At 39.1% G+C, this 19,132-nt stretch carries 8 protein-coding genes; all 8 read right to left on the bottom strand.

Going from position 1 to position 19,132, the window contains the following annotated elements:
• Positions 1 to 12 precede the first annotated feature (12 nt).
• Positions 13 to 9,921 (bottom strand): putative Ig domain-containing protein, encoded by a 9,909-nt coding sequence (locus AACU25_RS18880; protein WP_096578205.1) that lies wholly within the window; start codon positions 9,919 to 9,921, stop codon positions 13 to 15.
• A gap of 741 nt (positions 9,922 to 10,662) precedes the next feature.
• Positions 10,663 to 12,948: a response regulator gene (locus AACU25_RS18875; RefSeq protein ID WP_096578203.1), complete on the bottom strand. Its 2,286-nt coding sequence runs from the start codon at positions 12,946 to 12,948 to the stop codon at positions 10,663 to 10,665.
• 552 nt (positions 12,949 to 13,500) lie between these two features.
• Entirely contained in the window at positions 13,501 to 14,895 is a 1,395-nt protein-coding gene (locus AACU25_RS18870) for an NAD(P)-binding domain-containing protein (RefSeq protein ID WP_096578201.1), read from the bottom strand.
• Between the two features lie 112 nt (positions 14,896 to 15,007).
• A complete protein-coding gene (locus AACU25_RS18865; protein WP_096578199.1) occupies positions 15,008 to 15,868 on the bottom strand; it encodes an alpha/beta fold hydrolase in 861 nt (286 codons plus the stop codon).
• Positions 15,852 to 16,325, bottom strand: a complete 474-nt coding sequence (locus tag AACU25_RS18860; RefSeq protein WP_096578197.1) for a lipocalin-like domain-containing protein — start codon at positions 16,323 to 16,325, stop codon at positions 15,852 to 15,854. The genes AACU25_RS18865 and AACU25_RS18860 overlap by 17 nt, the downstream gene beginning before the upstream one ends.
• Before the next feature lie 105 nt (positions 16,326 to 16,430).
• Positions 16,431 to 17,315 (bottom strand): SAM-dependent methyltransferase, encoded by an 885-nt coding sequence (locus tag AACU25_RS18855; RefSeq protein WP_096578195.1) that lies wholly within the window; start codon positions 17,313 to 17,315, stop codon positions 16,431 to 16,433.
• Between the two features lie 45 nt (positions 17,316 to 17,360).
• Entirely contained in the window at positions 17,361 to 17,672 is a 312-nt protein-coding gene (locus AACU25_RS18850; protein WP_096578193.1) for an acyl carrier protein, read from the bottom strand.
• Positions 17,673 to 18,062: 390 nt separating this feature from the next.
• Positions 18,063 to 19,112 (bottom strand): fatty acid desaturase family protein, encoded by a 1,050-nt coding sequence (locus AACU25_RS18845; RefSeq protein ID WP_096578191.1) that lies wholly within the window; start codon positions 19,110 to 19,112, stop codon positions 18,063 to 18,065.
• Positions 19,113 to 19,132 lie beyond the last annotated feature (20 nt).

The following is a 19,132-nucleotide window of genomic DNA, read 5'->3' as shown; positions in this document are numbered from 1 at the left end:
ACTGCAACTAACTTATCGCTTGTCCTCTTCTATACAATCATCATCATAAACACGCCATTTTCTCCCATTTGCTTTATAGTCCCAGTGTCCTTTTCCTCTATGTTCTGTATTTAATAAGTCAGGATAGTAAGTTTCACCTGTAGTCTGATTTTCGTAATAAACTTTTCCTAGAGAGTTTTTTGTTTGGACGAAATCCTGTCCGATTTCAAGCCAGGGATTATATTGCTGATTTCCTAGATACTTTGGCCTACCAAAAGGAAAGTTTCCTTTATAGTCATCACATGGTGGCTCTTCTTTGGGTTCAGGTTCATAACCACAATTGAGTTGTCCACCCTTATCTTGCAATTCCATCAAAGAGATGCTTACGCCAGTATTAGTGATAGAAATCGCAGATGATACTTTCAGGAGATTACAGGATATTTGTATAGCAATACGTAAACCATAAACATTGAAGCGTTTTCTAACTATTTCTCGACCTATACCTGTACCAATATTTGTTACCAGTACGCTGTTCCTTGCTTGAGAAGCAATGCTGATAGCTGGTATTAGAGTTGTCCTTAATTCAATTGTGGAATTTCCGCTAGGGTCAGTACCATTTACTGGGTTATTTTCCGTGTAAGAATATTGATTTTGTGTCAAAGGTCTATATGAGAAACCTTCAAAAGCATCACGAGACAGAAACCTTCCCACCTCAGCATTGTAGTAACGAGCGCGTAGATAAGTTAATCCTGTTTCTCTATCAAATTGTTCACCTGTGTATTGATGTGTAATGCTTGTCGTTCCTGCTTGATTTAAAATGCGACCAAAAGCATCGTAAGCAATTTTCGCAGTAATATTGCCTAAGTTATCCGTGAGAGTTTTAACAGTACCTTGTGCATCTCCATGCTGGTAAGTTATATTTCCACCACTCGTTTGACTAATTAAGTCATTGCCAAAAGTGTAGGTGACTTTGACCGTACTATCAGGGGCGTACTCCTCAAGAACTTCTGAAAACTGTTGACCATCATCTAAACGGAACCTTGTTTCTATTCCGTTGATAATTTCTGCAACACGATTGCCATCAGCATCATATTGATATTGGACAATATCGCCGTTAGCAGTGGTTACACCCAACAAGCGATTTTTTTGACCCCAGTTATAGGTTGTGGTTCCAGTTGTGTTACCTTCACTAAGAGTATTACCGTTATTGTCGTAGCTGTAAGTTGTAGCTACACCATTGCTAGAAAGACTTTGCAAACGGTTGTTAGCATCGTAGACGTAAGTCGAAATACCATTTGCTGAATCGTTGCGTGTTAAGCGATTACCAACAACATCATAGGTATAACTGATACTTCTATTACCAACACTTGGAATTGTAATATTTTCTTTGGTCAGACGATAGAGAGAATCGAAGCTGTATTCTGTAACTTGTCCATCTATTTCTTCAACACGGGTTCGTCTTCCTGTTGGGTCATAGTTGTAAGAATATCCTGCGATCGCACCTGTTAATGAACGTTGTTCTAAAGCAACTAAACGATTGACAGCATTGTATGTCCTTGTTTCCGTAACACCATTGGGTAAACTTGTGCTTACCAAATTACCAACTGCATCGTAAGTGTAGTCAGTAATTCCTGCGTTCCGGTCGATTACAGTATCAATACGATTTAAAGCATCGTAAGTATAGGAAACTCTTCCGGATGCTGTTGCGACTGATGTCCGGTTACTTGCTTTGTCGTAAGTATAAGTTATTTGTGAACCATCTGGGTCTGTGCGACTTGTTAAGCGATCGCGTAAATCGTAAGTATATGTTGTTTTCCCTCGATTGTCGGTAACTGTAGCCCGCTGTAAGGTTGGAGTATAGGTGTAGCTAATATTGGAATTATTAGCAAACTGTTCCTGCAACAGTTCGTTATTGAGACCATAGGTATATCGGATGGCTTGACCGTTAAAGTCGGTAGTACTAGTAATATTTCCTACTGCATCATAAGTGTAAGTTTCTCTTTGCCCCAAAGGTAAAATTGTAGCTGTGCGCTGATTTAAAGCATCATATTCGTAGCGAGTAGTTCTTCCTAAAGCATCAGTCGTACTGATTAAATTACCGTAACTGTCGTACTCATAAGATGTGCGATTACCAGCAGCATCGATGACAGCCGTTAAATTATCCAGTGCATCATATTCAAATTCAGTTGCAATACCATTTTGGTCAATTTCTTTGCTAACTCGTCCCAATTCATCATATAAACTTTGGACAGTTGTACCATCAGCAAAGGTAGTTTTGGTTAACTGACCAAGAGAATCATAGGTAAATTGCGTTTGACGGTTGAGAGCATCAGCAATTTGAATTACATTACCTACAGCATCGTAGTTATATTTAGTTTCAAAACCGAGTGCATCACGTACAACAGTACGCCGTCCTACCGCATCATATTTATACTCAGTACGATTACCCCTTTGATCAATACTTGCAATCACTCGGCCAGCAGCATCATATTCAAATTTAACAGCAGCACCACAACCACAAGGTTCATCTCTGTTAATTAATCGACCAAGTGCATCATAAGTAAAATTAGTTTGTCGTCCAGCGCGATCTATGCTCGCTATACGATTACCGTTAGCATCGTAGACAAAACTTTCCTTTGTTCCATCAGCGTAAATAATTTCCGTTTGAAAACCACTATCGTTGTAGCGGTACTCAGTGCGTCTACCGAGTGCATCAATGATAGCCGAGCGATCGCCAACAGCATTGTATTCAACTTGGCTAACATTACCAAGAGCATCAGTCACTTGAGTTAAGCGACCTTCTCCATCGTAAATAAAACTATTATTAAACCCGCGTGGTGTCAAAATGCTGGAGATATTACCGTTTTCGTCATAGGTAAAACGAGTTGTTTGCCCATTTCCATCGACCAAAGTTGTAACTCGACCCAATGAGTCATGAGTGTAACTGGTAATATTTTCATCAGCGTCAATCTGAGTTAGGAGATTACCTTGGTTGTCGTAGGTATAGATTGCAGTGTTTCCCGCAGCATCTCGGCGACCAATTAAATTACCCTTAACATCATAAGTATTACTGAATACATTACCTAGAGCATCAACTATAGTTAGTATTTGATTATTGGCATTGTAGGTATAGACTGTTTTGTTACCAAAAGCATCTGCTTCCGAGAGGAGATTTCCACGATTATCGTAGGTGTAGGTGCTAGTATTTCCTATTGGATTTTTAACACTGATGAGGTTATTATTCACATCATAAGTTCTTTGAATAAGACCACCAAGAGCATCAATTTCTTGAATAGCATTACCGCGCTCGTCATAAACTAATGTTGTGGGATTACCCAAAGAATCAGTAATAGTTTGTACCGAACCATTAGCATTAAAACTTAAGTTAGTTAGATTCCCATTCCCATCAAAAATTCGCGCTAATCGTCCTTTATCGTCATACTCAGTGCGAATACCCTTACGTCCCAATGGGTCAATTATCTCAGTTAAGAAGCTTGGACGATTTGGATTATTGTAAACAAACTGAGTAGCATTATTGTTGCGGTCAGTAACACTAATTAAATTCCCTTTAGCATCATAACCATAAAGAATTACTTTCCCTGTGGGGTCTTTGATTTGGGTAATTCTTTTTTGGGTATCTCGTAAAAATTCAATGGAAGCACCTGTAGAACTGAAGATACCATTATCTTGATAAGTTAAGGTATTGTTGTTACGGTCTTGAACTGCTTGCAGACCTTTAAATTGGTCATATTTGTAAGTTGTACCGTCTTTAGTAGTGAGTTTATATTCTGAAGGATTGTAGGCAAAAGGAATTAAAAATAAACCAAAGCTACCATCTGACCTTTGTTGCAGATTAATATCATCAACTTCTAATTTGTCGTAAACTCCAGGGTCAGCAATAAAGCGAGGTTTCCAAAATGTACCTAATAAGCTAGCGCCAGAAACCACAGGGTCAAAGGTGAATCCAACGCGACGACCTTCGGGGTTGGTTAAATATACTTTTGTCCCCGCAGTAAAGGGATTTGCGCTAAATAGTGAGGGTACGCCTTGTTTTTCTGCGTCTGTTAACGGTACTGATTCTTGAATTTTGGCATCTTTAACCCCCAAACTCCAACCAAAGCCGAAGTCACTAGAAAAACTACTTTGGAGTGTGTCATAAACTCGGTTAATTTGAATGGGAATACCAGCCAGTGGTATAGATAAATCTGTTAATTCTAATCGGAAATTACCCAGTTTGTTGTCACCAGAAACACCAAGAAAAACTCCTTGAGAGTTGATATTACCGCTAAAATCTTGGGCTGTGACTCGCAGTACATAGTTGCCATTAAATAATATAGTGGGGTCAAATTGACCGATTACCGCTTGATTAACATTAGTTTTACCTTCAGCAATGGTGATGAAGTCGGGGTCAGCAGTAGCAAGATTATTAATATCAACTAAGTCTAAAGGTGCATAATCTACTCGATAAAATTCGAGATTATCGTCACTTACACTACCAACAATATCTGTAAGGTTAGTAATAGTTTTATTAGTTTGCGGACTAATAATTTCTACATTTGGTGCTCTGGTGTCGTTGGGGTCAAGTACGCGCAAAGATAAATCTTTTTTAACTATATTTCCAGCGCTATCAGTTGCGGTTGCGATTACTGAGAATACACCTGCTTGATTGAATTGTATAGTTGCAGAACCGTTATTGAGTGTAACTGGATTTCCATCGATGGTGAGAGCAATATTTTCCACTACATTATTATCTGTAGCAGATATGTTGAAGGTGACACTTTCACCGATGTTCACAACATTGCTACTAAAGCTTAAGTCAACTACAGGAACAACCCTATCTACACCGTCATCTACATTAATTTGAAAAGTTTGGGTAGCAGAACCGCCTTTACCATCTTGTACTTGCAAGACAACATTAAAATTACCGATTTGGTCAGTAGCAGGTTGCCAAACTAATATACCCCTTGCGGAGTCTATAGCCATACCTGTTGGTTTTTCTAGCAATTCGTAAGTGAGAATATCGCCATCTGGGTCTTGTGCTGTAGCTTCATAGCGGAATAATTTACCTGTTTGGGCATTAGTAATTGGTGCAGTGATAAAGTTTGGTAATCGGTTCGGCTTGGTAGTATTTTGATTACCAAAATTACGATTTTCAGCAATTTCGCCTGCGCCTAAATTAACTGTGTAGTAATTTGGATTTGTTGGGAATGTTTGTGCATAACCATTGGGTACAACTTGACGGACTGTATAAATACCCCCAAGCAAATTACTAAAGCTGTAATTTGTGTTGTTAGCAAAGCGATCGCTTTGAATTGTAACTTGATAAGCACCTTCATTATCTTCATAATTACCTGGGTTTAAAATCGAACCATCAGCTATACCCACAAATAGGCGTGTGGCTCCTTGGGGGGCGACAAATTGTTGGATTTGACCAGTTTCATTTTTGCCATCACCAATAAAGAAAACCTGCCCGATACTTGGGGTTAAAAATGTAAACTCACTGCCAATTCTTTGAAAGTTTAATTCTGTGGGAGGAGTTTGATTAACAGGATTTTCATCATCTAAAAACACACCAACTAATGAACCCATTCTGCCATTGTAAGCAGTAATTCCCTCTAACCCACGCACAGTATTTCTTAAACTATAACCATCTGGATTAAACGGACTAAACCCATTAGAGAAATTGACTTCACCACTGGCTGTAAAACTAAATATTTCGTTTGGTTGAACGGTAATTGATTGGGGAAATGTTTCTGGTACTGAGCCAGGTCTTAAGGTTCTTCTTCTTTGTAGTGGAAAGGATGGATCGTTACTACCTAAAGGCGGGATTGTAATATCATCTCGACCCGCTAAGAAAATAGCATCTGTAGCTGCAACTGTGAGAGAAGTTGTGCGGAATTGACTCTGATTATTGGTGATTTTGCTAGGTTCATCAGGTTCAAAAAGTCCATTATTATTTAAGTCTAAATATACTTTTACACCTGCTAAAACAGGTTCCGTTACATCTTGACCTCTACCTAAATCATTAAAAGTATTTAATAATTCATCGGTTGTTTTAAAAATTTTGGCATTGGGGTCAATTGTCACTAAATCATCATCAACTGCATCTCCGTCATTTAATTTTGAGCCATCTCCAACACCAAAAGCATATAGTTTAATTCCCAATGCTTTGAGGTTATTAACTTCGTCGATGATGGAACTCCCTAAAAGATTTTCACCATCTGATAAAAACACTAAAGTACCATTACCTGGAGTGGTACCGATAGTTTTGAAAACTTTTTCAGCTTCTTGTAATGCAACTTCAAAATTAGTACCCAGGCGGATATTAGTTCTTTCTATAACTTGTTCAAAATCTAAAACTCCATTATTATCATTATCAGCAATGGGGTTGGTCACTAACTGTGTTCCGTCAAGAGATGGATTCATATCTATAGAACTGACATCTCCAGCAAAACTCACTATACTAACTCTCGCTGTTTCCCCAAGTCCTTGACGAATTAGCTGTTGATTGAGTGCGTTTAAACCTGCTATTTCTGCTTCGAGAATAGTGGTAAATTTTTGATTACCATTCACAGAACCTTGGAAACTAAAAGCTGTACTTAAAGAAACATCAAATACAAAGACAATATCAGGATTTGCACCTTGAGCAAAGCTAGTATCTCTGATTCCATTCCCATTGAAATCATCCCACACAATACCGCTTATTTCTCCCGGAACGGTATTTGATAATGTGAGGGTAAATGCTTGAGTGTCAACACCACCTTTACTATCTGCAACTTGTACATTAATCTTGTAATCTCCAGTAGTTTGACTGTTAGTATTCCAGGAAATTAATCCTGTATTTTCGTCAATGCTCATTCCCTGTGGTGCAGTCAGCAGAGAATATTGTAGCGGATCGTTATCGCCATCAATAGCATCTACATCATAACTATATTGCTGGTTAATGGCTGCTGCGATCGCAGGTTTACTGGTAATCACAGGTGCATAATTAGTTGATGGTTGAGGATTAGCTAATTTTTCCTGAGTCAAAATTGTAAATACCTGCTCAACCTTACCATCACGCTCATCTTGAACTAATAATTTTACTTGTTGTGCGCCTACTTGATTCGCTTGCGGTGTCCATTGAATTAAACCATCAGGAGAAATTGTCATTCCCTGGGGTGCTTGATTTAATTGGAAGTTTAAACCATCTAAATCAGGATTATCAGCAATGATTTGGTAAGTATAATTTTCTTCTACAGTTGCATTAGCACTAGGACTAGAAGAGATGCTAGGTAAGCGGTTGGGGTCGATAACATTTAATTTAAATTCTTGAATATCTTCCCCACCTTTACCATCTACAACTTGCACTTGGAATGTATATTCTCCAGTTGCAGGTGGTGTCCACATTAATTTACCAGTATTGGCATCAATTTTTGCGTCTTGAGGTGCAGATATTAAACAGTAGCTCAGAGAATCACCCTCCCCATCTATGGCTTGAAGTTGATAGAAATAATTCTGAGCATTACCAAAGTTTAATCCATCTTTGCTTTCACCATTATTTAACGTCAGATTATATATAGGTGATGCTGGTGAAGTTAAATTCCAAGCATCTTGAGTAACTTGTCTAACTTGATAGTTTCCTGCTTGGAGGTTGCTAAATTTATATAATCCCTGTTCTGTAAATGGGTCAATTTTCCCATCTTTATTGATATCAACACTGCGAGTAACTTGCATTCCTACAACTTCATCTGTGCCTGAGTTAACTAACTCAACTACAAAGCCATCTAAACCAGCTTCTAGATTTTTGATACCATTCCTATCAAAGTCTAAAAATGCTTGACCTTGGATTTCTGCTAAACCCGCTTGAGTTGTGTCTAATGCAATTCCCTGAATTTGGGTGTTACTGTTACGCAGAATAATGTAATCAGTTTCTGGCTGACTAATAATTTCGGGAGCGCTGTTTTCTACTATATCGCTATTAGCAACATTGATATTAAACTGACTGTTTGTAGTGTTACCAGCTATATCAATAGTAATAATTGATAATTTATATCCGCCATTGGCAATATTAGTAAAATCAATTTCTTGGTCAAATGTACCATCAGCATTAAACGCCAGAGCTATTTCTGGATAATTATCAAATCGATAGCTGAGTGAGGCAATTCCTGAACCTGTACCATCAATTTTACCTGTGAGTCTAGCGCCTTTTTGTAAGGGAGCAATATCAATCGGGTTCGTCAGATTGATGATGGGGTTAATCGTATCGATGAAGATATTTAATGGTGAGGATGTAGGACTAATATTACCAGCAATATCAGTGGCGATCGCACTGAAATTCTGCGTGCCATGATTTAACTCATTGGTAGTAATTTGCCAAATACCTGCGGTGTCTGCTATGGTTTGACCCAACAGTACAGAACCGCTATACAATTGCACCTTGGCTCCTACTTCTGCATTACCTGTAATTGTTGGAGTATTGTCATTGGTAATGTTGTCACTGTTGCTAACACCACTATCGCTTTCTGAGGCTAAATCTAAAGTGGGTGACAGCAGTTCGGTATCAAAAGGCGAACCAAATTCATAATGAAAAACTAGGTCATTATAATCGCGATCGCCTCCGTTAGTCTGATCTTCCCACGCCAGTTGATTGGATGATAGTTCGATAATATGGTCAAATTGATTTGGGTTGGCGCTAGGGAAAAAGAAAAAGGCTGAAGGCCCTTGATGAATTTGATTTTGGGGATTCTGGCTTAAATACTGCTCGGTTGGAGAATTTTGGATGAGATAAAAGCCAATATATGCTTGAGATGGTAGTTCTAAATTTTTTACATATCCTTGAGTTTGACCGCTTGCAAACACCACTTGGCGGGATTTACTAGTTAAAGCAGCTTGGGCGTATCCTGTGTCTTGAGGTAAAAGATTGCCAATTCTGCCTGTGGGATCATCAACAATAAATAACCCTAATTCATTATTGAAGGCTGCGTCCCGTTGTGTCCAGGTAAATTTTGTGGTGACTTTCTGTCCTCTTTGTCCGGGAACAGTGATGGCTTTCCGCGATTCTGCAATGGTAAACACCACATCATTAAAATCGCGATCGCCTCCTCCTGTTATATCTTCCCAGTTCAATTGCATTGAACCATTGTCCAATGTCTGCGTCAAAACATGGTCAATCTGGTCTGGGTTGGCATTACTGAGTGAAAAGAATGCTACAGGCCCTTTCCCTATTTGATTCTGCGGATTTGATGCTAGCCATTGCTCTGTGGTGCTGTTTTGAATTAAATAAAAAGCGAGACGTTCGCCCGCTTTAAAAGTAAATTCTTTATGTGTACCAGCACTTTGACCTCTGGAAAATATGACTTGTCTGGTTGCACTTTGTAGAGCAGCTTGGGCATAATTTGTTTCCCCTGGTGCAATGCCGTTGATTCGCCCTAATTCATCTATAACAAATACACCAATTTCATTATTAAAAGCTGCGTCTCGTTGTGTCCATTTAAAACTAATTGTGTTAGATTCTGAAGTTTTCCCTGGGACAACAAAGGTATATCCTGGTAATTGCTCAACTGGAGAAATTTGACTGATTGTTTGAACTAAAGAAGGTGATGAAGCGGTCAATGCATTAACATTATTATCAGCGACAGATGGTAGTTTGACACTATCTAAGTCTCCAACTAGTGGTTGTTCTTGGCGTTGCTCATAAGTTAATAAATCAGAATTATCTTGCTGATTTTGGGCATATGATAGCTGTGGTAAGGGAATTACACTATTATCATTAAGCTTTTGTGTGACTTCAATATCTTCAAGATTATTTGGTAACAAAAGAGTTTGAGAATCGACTTCTGCTTTTCCCCCAAGCTTATCTAATTGACCCGTGAGCGGATTAAGTGACTGTTGGTCAATTAAGGTAATCTCAGCACCGGGGGAATTAGAGTTTTGATTTAGAATATTCTCAAAGTTGTTCATCTAATATAAATTTCAATAAAAATAAATATTAAAAAATGACAATATGCATCTGGGAGAACCACATATACAGTTCCCCAGGTTGATATATTTAAAATAATTTTTGCCAACAATTTCAATCAAGCTAATAACAGAAATCAAAGCCAGGAAAAATTAGCTTGATTAAGACAAAGCCTAAAAAAGCCTAAACATTGATAACGTTTCTTGATGAAGATGCACCAAATTTGCAGCCTGTATTCGTTGTACCCCTATGCTGAGGACGCACCAGAAGACTTTCCCATACTCCACAGAAGAAACCGTAGTTTAGGGTAGGCAGGCTTTGTTCGATTAGATTTTGATAAATCTTAATACATTGTTTTACGTAAATACAACTAGGATATTTATGAACTTTGTAAAGTTCTTACAAAGAAACTATGTTTTAATTCTGAACAATTACTAGAAGAGAGAATAAAAAATGTTACTACTACACAGGACTTACGCAAAATCATGAAAAAACGAACCACGAAGCACGCAAGGAACACGAAGTAAAGATAGTTTCAGAGATTTATTGCGTAAGTCCTAGTATCGATGTTTATAGTCCAACCAAAGGCTACTCAAATCAGGCGAAACATGAATGCTTAAAAGCCTACGTTAATTTTCTTGGTTGACTACTAGAGTTAATTTGTATAATTATTTACAGATTGCCACTGTGATTTGTCTCCCTGCCCAGAAAGCAATAGGATATTTTTGTAGCGGGAAGCCTTTCTAAAGACCAATGGCAACTTGATATAAAGATTGAATGTTTTGTCCATCTTGAGGATACTCAACCACAGCACAATTGCAAACTGCTTGAAAGCGATCGCCATTCACATCTGTGAATATTTGCTGGCGGAGAGTAGTTAAAATATTACCTAAGCGGTCTTTGACTTCTGGTTTGGTTAACCCAGAAAATCCCATGACAAATTCTCCATTGCCCCAATAACCGAGAACTTCGCCGCTACAAAATGCTGATTGAAATAGACGACTCCATCGTTGCAATACTTGGTTACCAGTTTCATGTCCATATTTGCTGTTGATTTGGCGTAAATCTGTCACACTCAATATCGCCAAGCAAAGGGAATGCTGATGTTTCTGGGCTTGAGCAATTAACTGCTGCAAGTTGCGGCTAGACTGTAACTGATTTGCTAATCCGGTGAGCGGATCTTTAGTAGAAAGCGACTGGAGTAAGCGACTGCGTTCTAAGCGATGATTAATCCTTGCTAACAGTTCTGCGCCTACTACTGGTTTAATTACATAGTCATCTCCCCCAACCCCAAACACCTGCTGTACGGTTTCTATGTCGCGGTGTGCGGTGAGAAACACAATCGGCAATTCCTGCCATTGCGGATCTGTGCGAACTGCTTGGCATAATTCTATACCACTGATATCGGGCATTTCCACATCCAAAATCAATAAATCTGGTGTGGTAGATTGCAGTACCTCCCAAAAACGTAACGGCTTGTCTAATGCTGTCACCCGCATACCCCAAGGTTCCAACATTGAACGCAATGCGGCTAAAATTACAGGATCGTCATCTACAACCAAGACATTCACTCGTAAATCGTGAGTGCGCTGTAATAGTTGAGATACAACATCCCAAATTTGAGCAGCTGTTACAGGTTGAGCCAAAAAACCCCGTGCGCCATACTGCGCTAAAGTTACGCGTTCTGCTAACTCATCAGCAGCTAGTACCAAAACAGGTATAGGCGGAGTCCGAGTAGCTAAATCTGATAGCAGCGCCAAACTTTCTTGTCGATGTCCTATTTCACTGACATTTAGCACCACTAAATCTGGTGATGTAGTTTGTAGTAAATTTTTGGCCTCTTCTAACTTGCTAATTTGCTCCCAGCTTATGCCTAAGTTCTCAACCAGTTGTTGTAACTGCGAACTCAGTTGCGGATTAGGGTCAATTAATAGCAATCGCTGACTAATTTCCTCGGCAATTAAAGTAGTAGTTGAATTGGACTTTTGCCCCATCAAGTTGATTAAGTTACCTAACTCTTGAATTTGCGATCGCAGTTGAGTTTTTTGAGCCGCAGATAATTTAGTATTTTTCCCCAGAATTTGTTCAATATCCCTCGCTATCTGAGTACCCGTCTCTAGCTCAAACATTCCTAAGACACCAGCTAGCTTATGGGCTTCTTTTTCTGCGGATTTGCGTAACTCTTGAGGTAACTCCCCAGTCAGTGCGGTGGCTGCTTCTTGTAGTACCGTCATCCGTTGCTGCATCAACCCTGCATATTGATGCCACAACTTACTCATGGCCTGGTTGAATTGCTGTTGAATATTAGAGACTGGTAATTTTGGTTTCTCCTCTCTTCTCTGCTCCCCTGCTTCTTTCACAGCAGGGTGCAATCGATATCCCAACCCATAGACATTTTCAATCCAATCTACTGCACCAACTGCTTTCAACTTTTGCCGCAAGCCCTTAATGTGCGATTTAACACTTTCCTCTTGGGGTGGGTCGTCAAAAGTCCAGAGATGCTCGATTATATTGCCCCGGCTAAAAACTCGGGAAGGATTACGGATAAATAACTCTAGCAAGCTATATTCTTTTGGTGTTAAATCCAGCAATTTATCATTAAATGTTACTTGACAGCTACTTGGATCAAGCTGTAATCCCCCAATTTCCAGCATTAGGGAAACGGGAGTATCACCCCGACGTAACAGCGCCCTTACCCTAGCTTGCAGTTCTCCTAAATCTAAAGGTTTGATGAGATAATCATCAGCACCAGCATCAAGCCCACGAATGCGATCGCTAGTTGCATCTTTAGCAGTAATTAACAAAATCGGAGTGGAATTGCCACTAGAACGTAAGCGTTGACATAAACTAATACCGTCCAGTTTCGGCAATCCCACATCAATTAATATCAAATCATAGTTATAAGCTTGACTATATTCCCAACCCGCATATCCATCTGGCGCGATGTCTACAACATAGTTATTTTGGGTTAAAGAATTCGCTAAGACACTTACTAAAATCTCGTCGTCTTCAATCAGCAAGATTTTCATTAATCAATTAAGTAGCTTGGTGTTAAAAATTATCGTTATGGTAAGGCAGGAGGGAATATGCACCTAAACCTGTATCGATCATCATAATGTGTATTGGTTCTTTTGTACCACTGTGAAATTGATACTTGTATAGGAATCAACAGCTTGACTTTCATGTAAAACTAGCCGGACAGAATCTTCTGCCCGGCAGACTTTACTTTAATGCCAGTTTCGCATTGGTAATAGATTATACAAATTCAAATAATGTTTGCGACAGATAAATTTTTTGAAGGGCACGGCATCCGCAATCTTTTGGCATATCAAATATCTTACTGGTGCCCATACGTGTCAACTTAACGTGAAACCCTCTTGGTTGCAAGGTTTCGCCCTCACCCCCACCAGGAGAGGGGAGCAAGAGATTTAATTCCCCTTCTCCCTGAGGGAGAAGGGGTTAGGGGATGAGGGCGAGGGTATTTGTACAACACGCACCGTATATAGCTTTTAGCTTAAGTTGACACCTATGACTGGTGCCGTGCCCCTACCCAGCTGTCGCATCCTTTTTTCAAAATGGTATTAAATCTCGGACATCCTGGGAAAATCTGGATTTATTAATTTTGAATTTTGTAGTGCTTTGCGCTTGCCAAAGGGTATGTTGAATTTTGAATTGTTATATCTGCGTCCTTTTTTGATTTCTTTTTTAATTTCATCGATGTAAGGGCAAAAATCTACTTGCATTGTGTGGCGTTTGGAATTGACATATTGTTTTTGTATCAGTCGCTGTTCTTTTTCTATATGCCGTAACATCTCTGCTTTGCTGGGTAAACTCACATTTCCAGCTATCACTTCCGCAATCCACTTCGATTGCCACTCAGCTAAAGGCATAATTGCACCTATGGGCTGCAACAAACCAATAAAGTAAAGATTGGGATGTTCTGGGTGTACAACTCGCTTGTACAAAGGAAATTCATTGTCTTCGGGATTAATGAAGTCTTTGTCAAAAAACGGAAAAGCAATTTTATAGCCTGTACCGTAAATAATGATATCTATTGGCAGTTCTGTACCATCTTCAAAACGCACGCGATCGCCTGCGAGTTCTTTGATGTTTGGTTTGATTTTTACCCTACCATAGCCAACAAAATTCAGTAATTCTGAGGAGATTGTCGGATGTTCGCTTAAGAATTTATGGGTGGGATTGGGGAAACCATAGGCAGATTGTGACCCCCGCGCTAGATATAACAGGATTTGACCATATAATCGCCGCAAGGGTAATGGCAAGGCAAAAAACAAAGGTGTGAGATAACTATCAAGAGTTCTACCTAAAATATACTTCGGTAACACATAGGCACTGCGACGAGTGGAGAGGTAAGTTTGATTTGCTACTCGTGAAGTTTCACAAGCAATATCACAAGCTGAATTACCCACACCCACAACTAAAACATTCTTGTCATCCATCCCTTGTGGAGTTTTATAGTCGTGGGTGTGCATTATCTTCCCTGTAAATTCTCCAGGGAATTTAGGCATATTTGGGCACCAGTGATGACCATTAGCCACAATTACTGCACCATAGCGTTGTGTTCGCTCCCCGTTGGCGTTGTTGATAGTCACATCGTAAGTACCATCACCAACTGGCGAGACACGAGAAACTTCTGTTTTGAAAGTGATTTTGTCTCGAAACCCAAAATGGTCAACATAAGACTCAAAATATTGCAGAACTTGGCTATGATTGGCATACTGCGGATAATCTTCCGGCATGGGAAAATCAGAGTAAGCCATTTGTCCCTTAGATGAATTGATATGCAAGGACTTATAAGCTGAAGACATCCCGTTATCATTCATATAGCGCCAATTACCGCCAATCCCAGAACCTTTTTCAAAGCAGTCAAAGGGAATACCACGCTCATGGAAGATTTTAGCAGCAGCAATTCCAGATGAACCAGCACCGATAATACAAACGCGCTCGATAGTCATATTCATAATTCCTCAAAACTTCTGATTATTAATCGTTTCTCTCTGTGTTCTCCGCGTTCTCTGCGGTTCGTAAAAATTTCTAGCAGATAAATTTAATAATCAAAGCGGCATTTTATAGCTTTTTTTCTATTATCCAACTTGTTAAAAGATTTTGATAAGCTAGCGATCGCTCTGCAAAAAACATATGCCCCATCCCCTCGAATACAATTAATTGAGACTCAGGAATTTGACTAGCAATGAATTTTGCTTGCGCCAGGGGGATAACTGGATCGCGATCGCCACTTAAAATCAAAGTAGGCGCTTGAATCTTAGGTAACAGATGGCTAATATCCATGTCTGCGAACCACTCAAACAAGTCAACAATATTGTTGAGATTGTGCTTGATGACATCTGGATACACTGCGTCAACAGTGGTTTCTAGGGTAGGTGCATTCCAATAAGCTTTGCGATCGCCTATGTTGATACTACACCCCAGCTTATAGCTAGCTTGATTAAGCGTGAGAGCTTTGCAGAGCATTTTACAAAATAACTTACCCATTACACCATTTTGCGCCTGTCGCTGTAACCATCCCAAAAAACCATGCCATTTTCCTTGAGAGAAGCCAGAAATACAGAAAACACCTTGAATTTGACTAGGAAAATGTGCCGCGAGATTTAAAGCAGCAAATCCACCTGTTGAGTATCCCACTAAAGCCACTTGTTGCTTACCTACCAACTTCTGAATTGCACTCATCAAGATATCGGCTAGCATATCTGCTGTTAATAATTCCGGTTGATAGTAGTCTGGATAATGACCAGGTAAACTCAGAGAATACCAAGGTATATTTTCTCTAACTATGGCAGGTAAATTCGGTATCCAAAAGTTAGCAGATAGCGTTATTCCATGTAGAAAAATAATTGGTATCCCTGGTTGATTCTGATTTCCGCCTAGCACCATTAATCGATGTTCGCCAACTTCAATGTACTGTGACATGAGAAGTAACTAATTCTTTTTCTGGCTTTATGTTAGCTACATTCTGCCAAATTAAGCTACCAACCATCTCAATACCATTGACGAGTATAGGAGGCGTACTCAAAGTCAATAACTCATCATTTAATTGCACATATCGGACTTGATTTGCTCCTACCCAGTTCGGGAAGAAACTTACTTCCACATGATGCACAACTTGATTGCCTTGGATTTCGTAAGTTCCACAATAGGAAACATAACTATCAGCCGCCGCCACCTTTTCTTCCACAGTACCCGCCGCAATATCCCCAGCTTGAAATTGCGGACGATTCGCTCTCATCATGGCTACAGAAACATAGCCATTATCTGTATAAATGATGTACCCACTGGGGTTTTCGCCTAAAGGATAAAAAATTTGACCATTTGCTGTTCTCGTTTCACAGCTAACAAGTTTCCAAGTACCTACTAGATTATTTCTCATTTTCTTGAACACTCTATATGATAATTCTTTTTGCTAACAGCCTATTAGCTATCATTTGTAATTACAAAGGACGAATGACTAATGACAAATGACAATCTTGAGATTTTAATCAATGCGGCGAAAAGTTAACCGTAAAAGTAATAAATCGCCAGTCAAAAAGCCTAAAAGTGCCAGATACAGATAACGTTCGTAGCGCTCAAATACAGTTTTGCCAACCAAATTGATGATTTCTGTACGCTTGCTTCTAAAGTTAGTTAACCACGCTTGAAGAGTACGGACATAATCCATGCGATCATTACGAATCGAAATGACTTCAAAAATCCCTTCTGCGGCGGCGGTAATTTCTGTGAGTCGTGGGGAATCAGATTCGGGAAATATTTCTTGATTAGCAAACTGAGCGCCTAAACTTTTTTGTACTTCTTCTGGTTTTCTTTTACCATAGGCGATGGTTTGAATCGACATCGAACCCCCAGGTTTTAACCATTCATGACAGCGATTAAAGAAAGTACGATAAACATCAATTTTTTCATTACTCGATAATTCTGGTTTCACAAAATGCTCAAAAGCGCCAATAGAAATAATGGCATCAAAAGGTTCTGTAGGTGAGTAGTTTAACCAGCTTTCGAGATTAACTTCTATTTGCGGATGCTTCTTAGCAGCAATCCAATCTTTTTGAGCTTCACTTAATGTCAAACCTACAGCTTGCTCAACTCCATGCACCTCTACCAAACGTTGCAGTACTGTTCCCCAACCACAACCTATATCTAAAACTCGCTTGGCATTTTTAGCTTTAGCTTGATTGATATGAAAATCTACTTTTCTAATTTGAGCTAATTCTAGCGCTGACTCTGTTTCACCTTCTTCCCAAATAGCACAAGAATAAGTCATAGTGCTATCTAGCCAAAGTTGATAAAAATCATTGCCAACATCATAATGGTGTTGAATTGCTTGATGTGAAGCTCCAGGAGTTGCAGTATTTAGAGTAGTCATGATGTTTATGTTTGTGAATAATTAATTGATAGTTTGACTTAAAACCTAGATAGGAACCTCAAGTTTTGTTGTGCCTGATGCTAAACGTTGCGATAAAACTTCGATGCTAGGTAAGTCATATAATAAAGTGGGTGATAAATCCTCTCCGGTTAAACTTTCTAAATGGGAAATCAAACTAACTACTGACAGTGAATCTAAACCATATTGAGTAAAAGAAGCCTTGACATTTACCTGTTGTGGCTCAACTTCTAAAAGTTCGGCAATGTAAGCAACTATCGATTCTTGAATTACCTCTGCATTCAGATTATTTTGTTGCGATGCTAATGAATTATTGGTGATAGTGCTGGTGACTTCCATCGTTAAAACCTTCTTAAGTATCAGTCGAATTTCTTTGATACTTTATAGATTAGGGATAAATCGGGGAGAACTAGGGGAGAAGATACCAGGCGTAAACTTTAGGAATCCGATTTGATTATTGAAAAAATCTAAGTATGTGTAGGGTGGGTTACACTTTGTCATAACGGTGCGTGTTGTACAAAAACCCTCGCCCTCATCCCCTAACCCCTTCTCCCTCAGGGAGAAGGGGAATTAAATCTCTTGCTCCCCTCTCCTGGTGGGAGAGGGGCACAGGGTGAGGGCGAAACCTTGCAACCAAGAGGGTTTCACGTTAAGTTGACACGTATGCACAGATATGTGCCTCTACCCCATATTTTTATCACCTTATTTTTTCAAACTGCTATGACATCATTAATCAAAAGCCTGAGAATTCCATAAACGCCGCCAAGCTTCTGTAATTGTTAATTGGTTATAGTCTTGTGGGAAGTGCCTTTTCAGCAAATCGCTGACTAATGGATAGTAAGAAGGGTGCATTGTTGGAAATAGATGATGTTCGGTGTGATAAGAGAAATTGTTATGAATTACATTGAACAAGGGAGCTACTATTACAGATGTAGTACCTTGCACAGAATTATTTTGCGCTTTTATAGGATTGAGGAAATGATTCGTCGCTACATAAATGACTTCGATCACTGAAGCAATCAATATAGGTAATATGCTGACAAATAGGTACTTTAACCAGTTACATTGAACGGCTGCAAAAATTATAGCCTGAATTAAAATGATAATGCCTGTTTCAATAATAATTGATAATTTTTCTTTGAGAGTATATGGTACTTGATAAGGAACTATATAAAGCTTACTTTTTGGTGAGATAAAAACAGCTATGAAATTACGCAAGATGTAAAAAACAAAGTGAATATAAGCGAAAGGATTAATGAACCTAAGTATGAATTTGCTTTTTTGGGGATAGAATATCCAAGTATAAATCCATTTAAAGAGAGTTTTTTCTGAGGCTAACCATCGCCGATCAGGGTCTCGAAATGTTGCTGCATTAGGATGATGTGTTCGATGATGAATATGTATCCACATTGTTAAAGGAATAAAATTTATTCCCCAAATTAACACTTCTAGAAAATGTCTCTGCCAAGATTTTGCCATAACTGAGCCATGACTCAAATCATGAGCAAAAAAAACTAGACCTGGCAAGCAATTTCCTGATAATAAACTTGCAAGCAAAAATATCCAAATATTATTGGAGTAGCGTGTTAAGGCAATTGCTGATATAAATACCGAAAACTGAATGAGAAAATACCAGAGGGAACCTGGCTTTTTTTGAAAAGCTGCTTTTGGGATAAAAGGACGGATGGTTTGAATATAGTATTGATCTGTATGTATTTGCTGTTTTTGCTCGGTGCTATTCATAATTAAATTCTGCTCCACAGGTTTATATAAATTCATGCTTGAATTACACTAATTAT

It is taken from the genome of Tolypothrix tenuis PCC 7101 (assembly GCF_963874875.1).
Lineage (GTDB): Bacteria > Cyanobacteriota > Cyanobacteriia > Cyanobacteriales > Nostocaceae > Aulosira > Aulosira tenue.
Note: the sequence above shows the minus strand (reverse complement) of the source record. Positions and strands in the feature narration are given on the sequence as shown.